A 13910-nucleotide genomic window follows, 5' to 3' on the forward strand; every position below is an offset into this window, starting at 1 on the left:
GCCTTGCCTATCCTGTCGGGCAATCAGGCCCGCGTATAGGTCCACAATTGCGCCGGCGGAATATTGCGCACGATAAAATCGAAATGGCGGATATGGTAGAGGTGCGGCTGCGCGACGATCGGGGAGATCGGACCGTAGGATATCTGCACGACGGGACGCCCATGGGGCACACGCTTCAGCAATTCGTCGAGAAGCTTGATACGGGCGGCCATGGGGAAATTCAGCATCGGCACGGCGGAGACGACGCTGTCGAACATCTGACCCTTGTGCTCGCCAAGCGTCGTATCGAGATCGAAGGCGTCGCCATTGATGAAATTGACGCCCGGATAGCTTCTGAGCAGCTGATTGTAGAAATCGGTCGAATATTCGATGGCGGTCAGGTTCTCCGGCTTGATGCCGCGCGCCAGAATGGCCTTGGTGATGACACCCGTGCCCGGGCCGAGTTCTAGAACCGGCAGGCCGGAATGGGGATTGATGACACTCGCCATTTTTTTCGCCGTAATCGACGACGTCGGCACAATGGCCCCGACTTTTTTCGGCTGGCTGACCATACCCTTGAAAAAGCGGATTTCTTCTTCAAATTTCTGTTCAAGCCGTTGCTTCAGGTTAAGTGCCATAGTTCCCTCAGATGCTTTTGGTCATTGTCAAAAAACTGTTACGCAATGTTGATCCCATTTGGCGCAAAAACAAGGCAAAATGTCGTAACTGGAAAAATTCGCCCTACGGTTTGAAATGCGCCGTCGTCGAATCAAAAAAAGCCGGTGAAGGGTTTCACCGGCTTTTTGATGAAATTTGCAGAAAATTCCCGTTTCAAACGCGCATCGGCATCAGAACATAAAGCGCATCATCGCCGGCGGTGTCGCGAACGAGCGTCGGCGAGCCAGCGTCGGCCAGCAGGAAAATCGCATCGTCGCCGGAAAGCTGCGAGGTGATGTCGAGGAGATATTTGGCGTTGAATCCGATTTCCATCGAATCATTGTCATAACCGACGGCCACTTCTTCCGTCGCACTGCCCGAATCCGGGTTGTTGACGGTCAGCGTCAGCTGGCCGTTGGTAAGCGCGAGCTTCACGGCGCGGCCGCGCTCGGAAGAAATGGTGGAGACGCGGTCCACGGCCTGTGCGAAGGTCTGGCAATCGACGCGCATTTCCTTGTCATTGCCAGTCGGGATCACGCGCTGGTAATCGGGGAAAGTGCCGTCGATCAGCTTCGACGTCAGGACGACAGAACCGATGGTCAGGCGGATTTTCGCATCCGAAACTTCGACGGTGACTTCCAGCTCAGGATTGTCCATCAGCTTCTGCAGTTCACCGACGGTCTTGCGCGGAATGATGATGCCGGGCATGCCTTCGGAACCGGACGGCGCATCCACATCGGCGCGCGCCAGGCGGTGACCGTCGGTGGCGACGGCGCGCAGCTTCAGCTCGCCATTGCTTTCGATGGTGTGGAAGAAAATGCCGTTCAGATAATAACGCGTTTCTTCCGTCGAAATCGCAAATTGCGTCCGGTCGATCAGCATCTTCAGATCGGTCGCCTTCAGTTTGAAGGTGTGGCTGAAAGTGCCGGCGGTCAGGTCGGGGAAATCCGTCTCCGGAAGGCATTGCAGCGAGAACTTCGAACGGCCGGAGGCAACGGTCATGGAGGAGCCGTCCGGGTTGGTCGCCAGAAGCACTTCGGAACCATCAGGCAGCTTGCGCACGATTTCATAAAGCAGGTGCGCCGGCACGGTTGTGGCGCCCACCTGCTCCACCATGGCCGGGGTCGCTTCGGTGATTTCCAGATCGAGGTCGGTCGCCTTCATGTCCAGATTGGCGCCGGATGCGCGCAGGAGGACGTTGGACAGGATCGGAATCGTGTTGCGACGCTCGACAACCCGGTGGACGTGGTTCAGCGATTTCAGAAGGTTCGACCGCTCAAGAGTAATACGCATGGACGCTACCGCTTTCAACCGTTGCGAACCGGCCACCGCCGGATCGGCAAGAAGAGTCTTCACCGGCCGCAAAGCCGGACAATGTGGACGGGCAAAATGGCAGAGTTATTGCAGAAAATGCAAGAGCCGAGTGCGTCTGCCGCCGCTCATTTTGCTGCTATACAGCATGATCCACAGGCTGGAACCATCCATGGAGCTTGTTCGCCGGTTTTCTATTGCCCATAAAGAGGGAAAACCGGAGCGACCGGCCGGGAATGATCGGCCAGAATGATTGGAAGCCGTGTGACGGAAGAAATATCGAACAGCGACAACAGAGATATGAAGAGCTTCAGGATCGGGACGGCCACCATTGCCGCGCGGCCGCTGGAGCCCGCCCTCTATCTCGTGGCCACGCCCATCGGCAATCTCGGTGATATCACCATTCGCGCGCTGGAAACGCTGGCCTCCGCCGATGTTCTCGCCTGCGAGGACACGCGCGTCACCCGTATCCTGCTCGAACGTTACGGTATCCGCACCCGCCCGCTCTCCTATCACGAGCACAACGCCAACGAAGCGGGACCGAAGCTCATCGCAGCTCTCGAGGCCGGAAAGTCCGTGGCGCTGGTATCGGATGCCGGAACGCCGCTGGTTTCCGATCCCGGTTACCGCCTTGGTCAACTGGCGCTTGAAGCCGGACATCGGGTCGTGCCGGTGCCGGGCGCATCCGCGCCGCTTGCCGCCCTCGTCGGTTCGGGCATGCCGAGCGACGCCTTCCTGTTTGCTGGCTTTCTGCCCGTGAAGGATCGCGGCAAGCGCGACCGTTTTGCCGCGCTGGCGAAAATCCCGGCCACTCTTATCTTCTTTGAATCGCCGCACCGTATCGGCGCTTCCGTTAAGGTCGCGTCGGAGGTGCTCGGCCGCGACCGCCGCGCCGTGGTCTGCCGCGAACTGACGAAGACTTTCGAGGAATTCCGGCGCGGTACGCTTGGCGAACTTGCAGATTATTACGATGGCGACCGCGTGGTGAAGGGCGAGATCGTGCTTCTGGTAGAGCCGCCCTCCTATGATGAGATCCCCGACATCGAGGATGTCGAGAAGCTTCTGAAGGATCTCGTCGCCACCATGTCGGCCGCCAAGGCCGCGGGGGAAGCGGCGAAGCTGACGGGCCTGCCGCGCAAGGAGCTTTATCAAAGGCTGCTGGATATGAAGGAAACGGATGGCCGTTGAGGGGCGAAGCAATAAAAGGCGCAAAGCCGAGCGACGCGGCCATGCCGCGGAATATTGGGCGGCACTTTACCTGCTGCTGAAGGGATATCGCATCCTCGCCATTCGTTATCGCACCCGGCTGGGGGAAATCGACCTCATCGCCCGCAAGAAGGACCTCGTTGCCATCATCGAGGTCAAGGCGCGGTCCTCAGGCACCGGTGCGGTTGATGCTGTCGGCTTCCATTCGCAGCAGCGCATCCGGGCGGCCGCCGATCTCTGGCTCGCCCGCCGCAAGGACGGCGCGCGGTTTTCGCTGCGTTTCGATATTGTCGCGATCCTGCCGCACCGCCTGCCGCAGCATTTCATCGACGCCTTTTGAGGGGAGGAAACAATGTCCACCGAGCGGGAAAAAATGGCCGCGGGCGAATGGTACAGCTGCATGGATGCCGAGCTGGATATATTGCGCTGGCGGGCGCGAAAGGCCGTCCACCAGCACAATACGATGCCGCCGGATGAGCGCGGGGCGATTGCACCGCTGCTGCGTGCTCTCTTTAATTCTGTCGGGGAAGGCGCATTTCTTGAAGCGCCGTTTCATTGCGCTTACGGTTTCAACATCACGCTGGGCAAGAATGTCTATCTCAATGCCGGCTGCACCATTCTCGATTCCGCGAAGGTCGCGATAGGCGACGGCGCGATGCTGGGGCCTGCGGTGCAGATTTATTGTGCGGAACACCATCTGGATCCGGTGCCGCGGGCGCAAGGCATTGAAATCGCAAAGCCCGTGACGATCGGGCGAGATGTCTGGATCGGCGGCGGAGCGATCCTTCTGGCGGGCATCACCATTGGTGACGGTGCGATTGTCGGTGCCGGGTCGGTGGTAACGCGCGATGTGCCGCCGGGCCTGACGGTGGTGGGAAATCCGGCGCGGCCCATAAAGCGCATAGCCGACTGAGATTTTTGCCATCCGCTGTAATAAATCTGACATGTAACTGTCAAAGAGGCGTCATGGAACGCCTCTATTCGCATCCTCACCCCAATAAATGGTGGAGAGGATTTAGTAATGTTGAAGAAGATTTCCATGGCCGCAGTGGCCGTCAGCATTTCGGCGACGTCTTCCATGGCTGCTACCAACATCACCTGGTGGCACGGCATGGGCGGCCGTAACGGCGAAGTCATCAACGAAGTTTCGCAGAAGTTCAACGAAGCCCAGAAGGAATGCGCTCTGACGCCGGTTTCCAAGGGCTCCTATGAAGAAGCGCTGGCCAGCGGCATCGCTGCTTTCCGTTCGGGCGAACAGCCGAACATCCTTCAGGTTTTTGACGCTGGCGCTGCCACCATCATCAACGCCAAGGGCGCTGTCATTCCTGCCGAAGACCTCATCAACAAGGCCGGTTACAAGTTCGACCGTGACGCCTTCATCAACGGCGTGCGTTATTTCTACGCTGCCGCTGACGGCAAGTTTGTCGGCATGCAGTTCAACTCCTCCGCTCCCATCATGTACGTCAACGACGAAGCCCTGAAGAAGGCCGGCGTCGAAGCCCCGAAGACCTGGGAAGAGTTCGAGAAGGTTGCGCCGAAGCTGAAGGAAGCCGGCTACATTCCTCTCGTTCAGTCGCAGCTGACCTGGCAGTTCACGGAGAACTTCTTCTCCCGTAACAACATCCAGTTCGCAACCAATAACAACGGTTACGACAGCGTCACCGACACTAAGCTCAAGGTCACCGACCCGAACCTCGTCATGATGTTCGACAAGCTGAAGGACTGGAAGGACAAGGGCCTGTTCGCTTATTACGGCGCCGGCTGGAACGACAACCAGAAGCCGTTCGAAGAAGGCAAGGTCGCCTTCTGGATCGGTTCTTCGGGCTCCTTCGGCGGCCTGCAGAAGACGGCGACCATGCCGTTCTCGGCAACCTTCCTTCCCTACTGGGGCTCCATCAAGGGCGCTGGCACCAACTCCTTCATCGGCGGCGCCGCCCTCTTCGCAATGTCGGGCAAGTCTGAAGCCGAAAACAAGTGCGTGGCCGACTTCTTCCAGTTCCTGACCTCGCCGGAAATCCAGGTCTTCTACCACAAGGCGACCGGTTACGTCGCCATCACCAAGGCCGCTTACGAAAAGGCCAAGGCTGAAGGCTACTACAAGGAAAAGCCGGTTGCGGAAGTCGGTATCCAGCAGCTGTCGCTGCCGGGCGGCGAATGGTCGAAGGGTTACCGCCTCGGCTTCTACCCGCAGATCCGCGCCGTCATGGAACGCGAATATAACCGCATCTTCTCCGGCGAAGTCACGCCGAAGGCTGCTTTCGAGATCATCGAGAAGGAAGGCAACGACCTTCTGGCCCGCTTCGCCAAGACGGCTGGCTGATCGATCTTTTCGAAACCAATGACCGTTGTCGAGCCTCCTTTCCAACGGAAGGGAGGCTCGCTTCTGGATAAGGAGGCGCAAGCGTGGCCTATACATCGTCTCAACCGCGCCGGTTTTTCTCCGGTCGGTCCGCAAAGGCTGGAAAACCCGCCAAGCCCGCAGAAGCCGGCATGAAGCGCGTGCAGTTCTCCTCGTCCTTTGTGCCCTATCTGTTTCTGGCGCCGCAGCTTGCGGTGATTTTCATCTTTTTCTACTGGCCATCGGTTCAGGCCATACATTCGTCTTTCTATATCGAAGACCCGTTCGGGTTTGGCGCTTCCTTTGTCGGACTTGCCAATTATTCGGATGCGATCTTCAGCCCCGAATATCTCAGCATCGCCAAATTCACGGTTGTCTTCACCGTGCTGGTCACTTTCTTTTCGCTGGCGCTCGGCCTGCTGCTCGCCGTCAAGGCGGATGCGGTCATTCGCGGCAGCTCGACATACAAGACGCTGCTGATTTCCGTCTATGCCATCGCGCCGCCCGTCGCCGGCCTCATTGGCATGATGTTTTTCGACCAGCATATAGGCCCCTTCGTGAAGATGGCTGCGTTTCTCGGCTGGGACATGAAGGTCGGCCTCAATTATTTCGATACGGCCTTCGCCATGATCGTCGTCGCGGTCTGGAAGCAGATCCCCTACAACTTCATCTTCTTCCTGTCCGGTCTCCAGGGTGTGCCGGTCTCCGTGCGGGAAGCCGCCTCCATCGACTGCCGCTCCGGCTTTCGCCGGTTCTGGACTGTCATCATGCCGCTTCTGGCACCCACGGCCTTCTTCCTGCTGATCATCAACATCACCTATGCGCTCTTCGACACGTTCGGCGTCATCGACGTGATGGTGAAGGACAAGGCAGCCAACAACCCGATCACGCTGGTCTACAAGGTGTTCCTGGACGGTTTCCGCGGCAATGACATCGGCGGCTCTTCGGCCCAGTCCGTCATCCTGATGCTGGTCGTCTTTGTTCTCACCATCATCCAGTTCCGCTTCATCGAAAAGCGCATCCACTACAATTGAGGGAAAGCCAATGTACAAGACAAAACCCCTCGATCATCTGGTGCTGATCATTGGCGCGCTGTTTCTGATTTTGCCTGTTATCGTTGCCTTCATGACGTCCACCCACACGGCGGCGGAAATCCACCGCACCGGTCTGGCGATCGTTCCCGGCGACAATTTCATCGAGACCTACGAAAAGGTATTGACCCAGAAGGGTGGTTTCACCGGACAGGTGACGGGCCTCAACATGGTGCTGAATTCGCTGATCCTCGGCATCGGTTTTGCCGTCGGCAAGATCGTCCTGTCGATGACGGCGGCCTATGCGATCGTCTATTTCCGCTTTCGTTTTGCAACGCTCGCCTTCTGGATCATTTTCACCACGCTGCTTCTGCCGCTCGAAGTGCGCATCATGCCGTCCTACGAGGTGATGAGCAAACTTGGTCTTCTGAACTCTTATACCGGCCTCATCGTGCCGCTTCTCGCTTCGGCGACGGGCACCTTCTATTTCCGGCAGTTCTTCAAATCCGTTCCCGAGGAGCTGCTTGAGGCCGCCCGCATCGATGGTGCGGGGCCGGTGAAGTTCTTCATCGACGTTCTCATTCCGCTGTCGCGCACCATGATGGCGGCGATCTTCATCATCATGTTCGTTTATGGCTGGAACCAGTATCTCTGGCCCATGCTGATGACGACGGATGAAAGTTTCTTCACCCTGATGCGTGGCATCAAGTCGATCCTGCAGGTCTGGGTCGGTTCGCAAATTCCCGATTACAACGAAGCTTTCGCGCTCGCCGTGCTGGCCATGTTGCCGCCGGTGCTGATCGTCGTCATTTTCCAGCGCTGGTTCATCAAGGGCCTGACCGAAAGCGATAAATAAGGAGACCGAAATGGCCGCGATAGAAATCAGTCAGGTCTGCAAGGATTATCATGGCGGCGTGCGCGCCGTGCACCACGTCGATATCGATATCAAGGATGGCGAGTTCATTGTTCTCGTCGGTCCCTCCGGCTGCGGCAAGTCCACGCTTCTGCGCATGGTTGCCGGCCTGGAGGATATTTCCGAAGGCACGGTGAAGATCGGCGACCGGGTGGTCAACCAGACCGATCCGGCCGATCGCGATATTGCCATGGTGTTCCAGAACTACGCACTTTATCCGCATATGTCGGTGCGCGAGAATCTGGAATATGGGTTGAAGAACCGCAAGACGCCGAAGTCGGAGATCGATGCGCGCGTGGCGGAAGCTGCGCGTATGCTGCAGCTCGAACCCTATCTGGATCGCAAGCCCCGCGCCCTTTCCGGCGGCCAGCGGCAGCGTGTCGCCATGGGGCGCGCCATCGTGCGCAAGCCGGCGGCCTTCCTGTTCGATGAGCCTTTGTCCAACCTCGATGCCAAGCTGCGCGTTTCGATGCGCGGCGAAATCAAGCGTCTGCAAAAACGCCTCGGCACCACCTCGATTTACGTCACCCATGATCAGCTGGAGGCCATGACGCTGGCCGATCGCCTTGTTGTGCTGAATGGCGGTCGTATCGAACAGATCGGCGCGCCGCTTGACGTCTACCACACGCCCGCCTCCACCTTTGTCGCCAGTTTCATCGGCTCTCCCGCCATGAATCTGCTGAATGCCGAACTACATGGCGATAGCCTCGCCATCGGTCCGGCGCTCTTTGCGCTCAGTGGTTTCGCGCCTGCCTCCGGCCCGATAACGGTGGGCATGCGGGCGGAGGATTTCCGCCTCGCTACGGCAGGTGAGCAGGGCTTCCCGCTTCGGGTCGATTATATCGAGGAACTGGGTTCGCAGCGTCTCATCCACGGCATGATCGGCGACCAGAGCCTGACAATTGCTTTCCCGCCCGATGTCGAGGTTCCGTCCGCGCTCTCCGTCACGATCGCGCCGGAAAAACTGCACTTCTTCTCCAGCGAAACCGGCAAGCGCATTGCCGGCAAAGCCGAGCAGCTGGCGACGCAGCCCGCGCAAATGGCGACGGCCTGAGCGCACCGCAGAAATCGGCGCGATGACTAAAATTGCGCCGATTGTCAAAACCGCTTTGTTACGATCCCGATGATAGAAGACCTCCAATATTTCACGGGGGTTTTCTAATATGTCCTTCAAAATGATGTTCGCTGCCGCAGCAACCATGGCGGTCCGCACGGTGCCGATATTGCCGGCCTATTTGCGCCGGTCAAAAGACGAGACTGTCGTCAGCGCATCCTGCACCGATCTGCGGCTTCAGCCGGCCCCCATCAATCCGGACTGGATCATTTCCGGTAACCCTCAGGCGCGTGCAGCGGATCACTCCAGAAGCGGCGACCGTGCTTCCAGCACCGCCATGTGGGATTGCACGGCGGGTGAGTTCCGCTGGTTCTTCGGATGGGATGAAACCGTCTATATTCTCGAAGGCGAAGCGCATGTAACGGCAGAAGACGGTTCGATCAGCATCCTGCGGGTCGGGGATGTCGCCTATTTCCCTGCGGGAACATGGGCCACCTGGCGGGTGGATGACTATGTCCGCAAGGTCGCTTTCATGCGCCGTCCGTTCCCCAAGGCGCTGGCTCTCGCCTATCGCGTCAAGAACAAGCTGTTTGCCGGCCGCTCCTATAAGCTGGCCGCCTGAACCCATAAAACCTTCCGGTGGGCGGGGCCGGTGCGGCGCCGCCGACGGAATTGTGAAGGTTCAATAAAACTCACACAAACCACCGCTTGCAGCAGTTGCCTTTGAATGGTCGCTGCCCTACATCTTCAGGGTTTTCTGAAGTATTTCCGGGTTTCTCCCGGTCATGCGGGAAGCTTGAAAAGACGAGGTAATGGGCACGGCGGGCCGGGAAAGCGTCCGCATGCTGCAAGAGGAACATGCGCATGGCGAAGATCAAGAACGTCGCGATCCAGATGGATCATGTCTCCGGCATCAATATCGCCGGTGACTCCACCTTCGCCATGAGCCTTGAGGCGCAGGCACGCGGATACCGGCTGTTCCATTATACGCCCGAGCGCCTTTCCATGCGCGATGGCAAGATTTACGCCACGGTGGAGCAGATGGAACTGCGCGACATCAAGGGCGACCATTTCTCCCTGTCGGAGCCGGAGCGTGTCGATCTCTCGACCATGGATGTCATCCATCTGCGTCAGGATCCGCCCTTCGACATGGCTTACATCACCTCGACCCATCTGCTGGAACGCATTCATCCGAAAACGCTTGTCGTCAACGATCCCGCCTGGGTCCGTAACTCGCCGGAAAAGATTTTCGTCACCGAATTCGCCGACCTGATGCCGAAGACGTTGATCACCAAGGACGCGGAGGAAATCGCCCGCTTCCGCAATGAAATGGGCGATATCATTCTGAAGCCGCTTTATGGCAATGGCGGCGCGGGCGTCTTCCATTCCGCGCGCGACGACCGCAATTTCTCCTCGCTTCTGGAGATGTTCGGGCAGATGTTCCGCGAGCCTTACATCGCCCAGCAATATTTGCCTGACGTCCGAAAGGGCGACAAGCGCATCCTCCTGGTGGATGGTGAACCGGTGGGCGCAATCAACCGCGTACCGGCGGAAAACGATGCCCGCTCCAACATGCATGCCGGCGGCCGGCCGGAACCGACGGAACTGACGGCGCGGGAGAAGGAAATCTGCCGCCGCATCGGTCCGGCCTTGCGGGAGCGCGGTTTCCTCTTCGTCGGCATTGACGTGATTGGCGACTATATGACGGAAATCAACGTCACCTCGCCGACCGGCATTCGTGAGGTGCGCAAATTCGGCGGTGCCGATGTCGCAAGCCTTTTGTGGGACGCGATTGAGAAAAAGCGCGAAGCTCAGGATTTCTGACGCGACCTGTTGTTGGTCCAGCTTTGTTCCATCAGTACAACTAGATACAACTAAAATACATCGTCAGCGGGAGATTGTTCGCTGGATGTTCTTGTTTTATTCTTTGCCCTGTGGCACGTTGCTTGCGGGTGGCTGCAACAGGGCATGATGCTCTGGTGATGCGGCCGGTTTGCGGGGGCAGGCCATGGTGGCAAGGGTTAATACGGTTGCATTTCAGGGCATAGAGGGTGTGCCCGTCGAGGTGCAGGTCATGGTCGCACCCGGAAAAGTGGGCATCCAGATTGTCGGCCTGCCAGACAAGGCGGTGGCCGAAAGTCGGGAGCGGGTGCAGGCCGCCCTGCATGCCTCGGGTCTGGCCTTGCCGGCAAAAAAAGTCACCGTCAATCTCGCGCCTGCGGATTTGCCCAAGGAAGGGTCGCATTTTGATCTTCCCATTGCGCTTGGCCTCATGGCTGCTTTAGGGGCGATACCGGCGGACCTGCTGGGACGTTATGTTGTTCTCGGCGAACTCAATCTTGATGGCACCATCGGTATGGTTTCTGGCGCCCTGCCGGCGGCTATCGGCGCCAATGCGCTCGGCAAGGGGCTGATCTGCCCGGCTGAAAGCGGGCCGGAAGCGGCCTGGGCCGGAGCCGGTATCGATATTCTCGCCCCGCGCAGTCTCATTGCACTCGCCAATCATTTTCGCGGCACCCAGCTTCTGTCGCGCCCGACGCCTGCCATCCGCGCCAATCCGGTCAATCTGCCTGATTTAGCTGATATCAAGGGGCAGGAGAGCGCCCGGCGCGCGCTGGAGGTGGCCGCTGCCGGCGGCCACAATCTGCTCATGGTCGGCCCGCCCGGCTCGGGTAAATCCATGCTCGCAGCCCGCCTGCCTTCCATCCTGCCGCCGCTGGAGGCGGCGGAATTGCTGGAAGTGTCAATGGTCCATTCCATCGCCGGCCAATTGTCCGGCGGCAAGCTTTCGGACCGAAGGCCGTTCCGCACGCCGCACCATTCCGCCACCATGGCGGCGCTGATCGGCGGAGGGCTGCGCGCCAAACCGGGCGAGGCTTCGCTTGCCCATCACGGCGTCCTTTTTCTGGATGAGTTCCCGGAATTTTCGCCGCAGGTGCTGGATGCGCTTCGCCAGCCGCTGGAGACGGGCGAATGCATCATTGCGCGAGCCAATCATCGCGTCAGCTATCCGGCGGAAATCCAGCTCGTTGCGGCCATGAACCCCTGCAGGTGCGGCATGGCGGGAGAGCCGGGTTTCAGCTGCGCCCGAGGCCCGCGCTGTGTGACCGATTATCAGGCCCGCATTTCCGGACCGCTGCTGGACCGTATCGATATCCGCATCGACGTTCCCGCTGTCTCCGCCGCCGATCTCATTCGACCCATGGCGGCTGAGCCGAGTGCAATGGTGGCCGCCCGTGTCGCACGGGCGCGCCTTGCACAGCAAGAGCGCTACGCGGCGGCGGGATTTGCCGCCATTCGCACGAATGCTCGCTGTACGACGACCTTGATAGAAAAATATGCCGAGCCGGATGCGTCCGGGCTGCAGTTGCTGCGCGACGCCGCCGAGCGGATGAAGTTTTCCGCGCGCGGTTATCATCGCATTCTCAAGGTTGCCCGTACGCTTGCCGATCTGGATGGCAAGCAGACGGTTGGCCGCATCCATGTGGCGGAAGCTGTGTCCTATCGTATCGCAGGCGAAAGGCTGACGGCGGCGGCGTAGGAGGTCGCCCTTGGTGCTTTGCCTCAGAAACCATTGTGCCGCCAGCGGGGCCAGCGGCACATCGGGATATTCGCTAATCCGATGCGGGATCGCGCCGCGCTCGAAAGCGTGGCTTAAAGCCCAAGGCCTTCGAAAAGCGCCGTCGAAAGGTAGCGTTCCGCAAAGGAAGGAATGATGACGACGATGTTCTTGCCGGTATTTTCCTCACGCGCACCGACCTTGATGGCTGCCGCCAGCGCCGCACCCGAGGAAATGCCGACAGGCACGCCTTCCAGCCTTGCCGCCAGACGTGCGATTTCGAAAGCCTCATCATTGGTGACGGTGACGATCTCGTCATAAATACCGGTGTCGAGGATGGCGGGCGCAAAACCGGCGCCGATGCCCTGAATCTTGTGGGGGCCGGGGTTGCCGCCGGAAAGAACCGGGCTGTCGGCGGGCTCGACGGCAATCACCTTCACTTCGGGCTTGCGCGATTTCAGCACCTGGCCCGTGCCGGTGATGGTGCCGCCGGTGCCAATGCCCGAGACGAGAATATCGACCGTGCCTTCGGTGTCGTTCCAGATTTCTTCCGCCGTCGTCCTGCGGTGAATATCCGGATTGGCAGGGTTTTCGAACTGCTGCGGAATGATCGCGTCAGGCAGGGTCTCGGCCAGTTCCTGCGCCTTGGCGATGGCGCCCTTCATGCCCTTCGGGCCTTCGGTCAGCACCAGTTCGGCGCCGAGCAGGGCCAGCATTTTCCGACGCTCAACCGACATGGTTTCAGGCATGGTCAGGATCAGCTTGTAGCCCTTCGCGGCGGCGGAAAAGGCGAGGGCAATACCCGTGTTGCCGGAGGTCGGCTCCACCAGTGTGGTCTTGCCGGGGGTGGTCTTGCCCTGCGCTTCCAGAGCTTCGATCATGGCGACGCCGATGCGGTCCTTCACGGAAGCGATGGGATTGAAAAACTCGAGCTTGGCGAGAAGGTTGGCCTTCACGCCCTTCTCCTTCGCCAGCTTGTCGAGCCGCACGATCGGCGTATCGCCGATTGTTTCCGTAATAGAGGAATAGACGCGTCCGCGTCCGGGCTTTCTGGCTTCGGGCATGGTGTTCTCCTGTGTAAAGACCGCAAGATTTGAGCGGCAGAATAGGAGCAATAGCTTTCTCAAGCTAGCGAACGTTCGTCCTAATATCCCCGAATTACAGGAATAATTTCACGATAAATCGCATAAATGCACGAATTTGTTTTACGTGCTGCGGATCGCGATCATGGTCGCCGTTCCCGCCAGAATACCCGCCGCCGTGCGGTTGAGGATCGTCAAGGCGCTCGGCCTTTTCAGGAGGTTACGCGCCTTGGCCGCAAGCAGGATGTAAGGCAGGAGAACCGCCATCAGCACGACAAAGGTGATGGCGAGAAGTGTCGCATATTCCGAAGGGCCGATCATGCGGATATCGATCAGCGTCGGCACCAGCGCCACGTAAAACAGCATGGTTTTGGGATTGCCGAGTGTGATCAGCAGGCCGGAGAGAAACGACATCCGCATGCTGGTGCTTTTCTTCGCCTTCAGCTCCTGTGGCAGCAGGCCGGCGGTCCAAAGCTTCCAGGCGATATAGAGAAGATAGGCAGCGCCCGCGAATTTCAGCACCATGAAGGCTTCCTGAAAGGTCTGCGCGACGAAGGCCAGCCCCAGGATCACACCGGTCAGGTAAATCATGTCGCCCAGCACCAGCCCGAGACCCATGAAGAAGGTTTCCCGAAAGCCTGAACCCAGAGCTCGCGCCACGATCGCCGTCATGCCGGGGCCGGGAATGGCGGCGGCGATGAAGAGGGCGGTAGCATAAGCGAAAAGGGTCGTCAGCGTCATGATAGTGTTTCCCGGAAAATCCGCCAAATCCATAGCGAA

Annotated in this window: 14 protein-coding genes; 10 read left to right on the forward strand and 4 right to left on the reverse strand. The window is 59.1% G+C overall.

Features of this window, described 5'->3' with window-relative positions:
- Positions 1-23 precede the first annotated feature (23 nt).
- Together pmtA and dnaN are read right to left on the reverse strand one after the other, a co-directional pair.
- Positions 24-617: a phospholipid N-methyltransferase PmtA gene (gene pmtA, locus WDZ78_RS14465; RefSeq protein ID WP_425673407.1), complete on the reverse strand. Its 594-nt coding sequence runs from the start codon at positions 615-617 to the stop codon at positions 24-26.
- Between the two features lie 193 nt (positions 618-810).
- Complete coding sequence (gene dnaN / locus WDZ78_RS14470; protein WP_425673408.1) at positions 811-1929, reverse strand: DNA polymerase III subunit beta; 1119 nt, start codon at positions 1927-1929, stop codon at positions 811-813.
- A 267-nt stretch (positions 1930-2196) separates the two neighbouring features.
- On the opposite strand from dnaN, the gene rsmI reads away from it, so the two are divergent.
- The 10 genes from rsmI to WDZ78_RS14520 all read left to right on the forward strand — a co-directional run bounded on the left by rsmI (position 2197) and on the right by WDZ78_RS14520 (position 12030).
- On the forward strand, positions 2197-3135 hold the full coding sequence (gene rsmI, locus WDZ78_RS14475) for a 16S rRNA (cytidine(1402)-2'-O)-methyltransferase (protein WP_425673409.1): 939 nt from the start codon (positions 2197-2199) through the stop codon (positions 3133-3135).
- Positions 3125-3493, forward strand: coding sequence for a YraN family protein (locus WDZ78_RS14480; protein ID WP_425673410.1), 369 nt, complete (start codon positions 3125-3127; stop codon positions 3491-3493). The genes rsmI and WDZ78_RS14480 overlap by 11 nt, the downstream gene beginning before the upstream one ends.
- A 12-nt stretch (positions 3494-3505) precedes the next feature.
- Positions 3506-4066, forward strand: a complete 561-nt coding sequence (locus WDZ78_RS14485) for a sugar O-acetyltransferase (protein WP_425673411.1) — start codon at positions 3506-3508, stop codon at positions 4064-4066.
- A 108-nt stretch (positions 4067-4174) separates the two neighbouring features.
- Positions 4175-5473: an extracellular solute-binding protein gene (locus WDZ78_RS14490; RefSeq protein ID WP_425673412.1), complete on the forward strand. Its 1299-nt coding sequence runs from the start codon at positions 4175-4177 to the stop codon at positions 5471-5473.
- Between the two features lie 83 nt (positions 5474-5556).
- On the forward strand, positions 5557-6525 hold the full coding sequence (locus tag WDZ78_RS14495; RefSeq protein WP_020011090.1) for an ABC transporter permease subunit: 969 nt from the start codon (positions 5557-5559) through the stop codon (positions 6523-6525).
- Positions 6526-6535: 10 nt separating this feature from the next.
- The gene (gene ugpE, locus WDZ78_RS14500; RefSeq protein ID WP_020011089.1) at positions 6536-7378 is read left to right on the forward strand and encodes a sn-glycerol-3-phosphate ABC transporter permease UgpE; all 843 of its coding nucleotides are present in this window, start codon (positions 6536-6538) and stop codon (positions 7376-7378) included.
- Positions 7379-7388: 10 nt separating this feature from the next.
- Positions 7389-8489, forward strand: a complete 1101-nt coding sequence (locus WDZ78_RS14505; protein WP_425673413.1) for a sn-glycerol-3-phosphate import ATP-binding protein UgpC — start codon at positions 7389-7391, stop codon at positions 8487-8489.
- Positions 8490-8598: 109 nt separating this feature from the next.
- On the forward strand, positions 8599-9111 hold the full coding sequence (locus WDZ78_RS14510) for a cupin domain-containing protein (RefSeq protein WP_425673414.1): 513 nt from the start codon (positions 8599-8601) through the stop codon (positions 9109-9111).
- Between the two features lie 242 nt (positions 9112-9353).
- Entirely contained in the window at positions 9354-10313 is a 960-nt protein-coding gene (gene gshB / locus WDZ78_RS14515) for a glutathione synthase (RefSeq protein ID WP_026363806.1), read from the forward strand.
- Positions 10314-10497: 184 nt separating this feature from the next.
- Positions 10498-12030 (forward strand): YifB family Mg chelatase-like AAA ATPase, encoded by a 1533-nt coding sequence (locus WDZ78_RS14520; RefSeq protein ID WP_425673415.1) that lies wholly within the window; start codon positions 10498-10500, stop codon positions 12028-12030.
- A 113-nt stretch (positions 12031-12143) separates the two neighbouring features.
- Here the strand turns inward: WDZ78_RS14520 and cysK are convergent, their stop codons facing one another.
- Together cysK and WDZ78_RS14530 are read right to left on the reverse strand one after the other, a co-directional pair.
- The gene (gene cysK, locus WDZ78_RS14525) at positions 12144-13112 is read right to left on the reverse strand and encodes a cysteine synthase A (RefSeq protein ID WP_425673416.1); all 969 of its coding nucleotides are present in this window, start codon (positions 13110-13112) and stop codon (positions 12144-12146) included.
- A gap of 141 nt (positions 13113-13253) precedes the next feature.
- Entirely contained in the window at positions 13254-13871 is a 618-nt protein-coding gene (locus WDZ78_RS14530) for a LysE family translocator (RefSeq protein WP_425673417.1), read from the reverse strand.
- Positions 13872-13910: the final 39 nt, after the last annotated feature.

It is taken from the genome of Agrobacterium sp. M50-1 (assembly GCF_049843495.1).
Classification (GTDB): domain Bacteria; phylum Pseudomonadota; class Alphaproteobacteria; order Rhizobiales; family Rhizobiaceae; genus Agrobacterium; species Agrobacterium radiobacter.

What these genes read in the sequence shown, in the direction of transcription:
- pmtA (WP_425673407.1), bottom strand. Translation starts at nt 617, where the DNA reads ATGGCACTTAACCTGAAGCAACGGCTTGAACAGAAATTTGAAGAAGAA.
- dnaN (WP_425673408.1), bottom strand. Translation starts at nt 1,929, where the DNA reads ATGCGTATTACTCTTGAGCGGTCGAACCTTCTGAAATCGCTGAACCAC.
- rsmI (WP_425673409.1), top strand. Translation starts at nt 2,197, where the DNA reads ATGATTGGAAGCCGTGTGACGGAAGAAATATCGAACAGCGACAACAGA.
- WDZ78_RS14480 (WP_425673410.1), top strand. Translation starts at nt 3,125, where the DNA reads ATGGCCGTTGAGGGGCGAAGCAATAAAAGGCGCAAAGCCGAGCGACGC.
- WDZ78_RS14485 (WP_425673411.1), top strand. Translation starts at nt 3,506, where the DNA reads ATGTCCACCGAGCGGGAAAAAATGGCCGCGGGCGAATGGTACAGCTGC.
- WDZ78_RS14490 (WP_425673412.1), top strand. Translation starts at nt 4,175, where the DNA reads ATGTTGAAGAAGATTTCCATGGCCGCAGTGGCCGTCAGCATTTCGGCG.
- ugpE (WP_020011089.1), top strand. Translation starts at nt 6,536, where the DNA reads ATGTACAAGACAAAACCCCTCGATCATCTGGTGCTGATCATTGGCGCG.
- WDZ78_RS14505 (WP_425673413.1), top strand. Translation starts at nt 7,389, where the DNA reads ATGGCCGCGATAGAAATCAGTCAGGTCTGCAAGGATTATCATGGCGGC.
- WDZ78_RS14510 (WP_425673414.1), top strand. Translation starts at nt 8,599, where the DNA reads ATGTCCTTCAAAATGATGTTCGCTGCCGCAGCAACCATGGCGGTCCGC.
- gshB (WP_026363806.1), top strand. Translation starts at nt 9,354, where the DNA reads ATGGCGAAGATCAAGAACGTCGCGATCCAGATGGATCATGTCTCCGGC.
- WDZ78_RS14520 (WP_425673415.1), top strand. Translation starts at nt 10,498, where the DNA reads ATGGTGGCAAGGGTTAATACGGTTGCATTTCAGGGCATAGAGGGTGTG.
- cysK (WP_425673416.1), bottom strand. Translation starts at nt 13,112, where the DNA reads ATGCCCGAAGCCAGAAAGCCCGGACGCGGACGCGTCTATTCCTCTATT.
- WDZ78_RS14530 (WP_425673417.1), bottom strand. Translation starts at nt 13,871, where the DNA reads ATGACGCTGACGACCCTTTTCGCTTATGCTACCGCCCTCTTCATCGCC.